The following is a 504-nucleotide window of genomic DNA, read 5'->3' as shown; positions in this document are numbered from 1 at the left end:
ACCAGGCGAAGAGCCGCTACATCACGACGATCAGCCACGAACTGCGTACGCCGCTGAACAGCATCCTCGGCTATGCGCAGCTGCTCGAGGCCGACGCGTCGATGCCGCCGCAGCGCCGCCACGCGGTGCAGGTGATCCGGCGTGGCGGCGACCACCTGCTGTCGCTGATCGAGGGCACGCTCGACATCGCGCGCATCGAGAGCGGCAAGCTCGCGCTCGATGCGCGGCCGCTGCGCCTGCACGAGGCGCTGCGCGAGATCGCGCAGCTGTTCGAGCTGCAGGCCGCCGGCAAGGGCATCGGCTTCGCGTGCGAGATCGACGAGGCGCCGGCCGTCGTGCGTGCCGACGAGAAGCGCCTGCGCCAGATCCTCATCAACCTGCTCGGCAACGCGGTCAAGTTCACCGACCGCGGCGGCGTGCGCCTGCGCCTGCGCTATGCCAACGACATCGCCCGCTTCGAGGTCGAGGACACCGGTCCCGGCATGGGCGCCGACGAGCTCGAAC

1 protein-coding gene is annotated in these 504 nt (G+C 70.2%); it reads left to right on the top strand.

Going from position 1 to position 504, the window contains the following annotated elements; translation table 11 throughout:
- Positions 1 to 504: ATP-binding protein (locus tag L6Q96_23715; GenBank protein MCK6557553.1), on the top strand; the 504-nt coding region annotated here is incomplete at both ends.

The sequence above is a fragment of the Candidatus Binatia bacterium genome, from assembly GCA_023150935.1.
Taxonomy (GTDB): Bacteria; Desulfobacterota; Binatia; order HRBIN30; family HRBIN30; genus JAKLJW01.
Note: the sequence above shows the minus strand (reverse complement) of the source record. Positions and strands in the feature narration are given on the sequence as shown.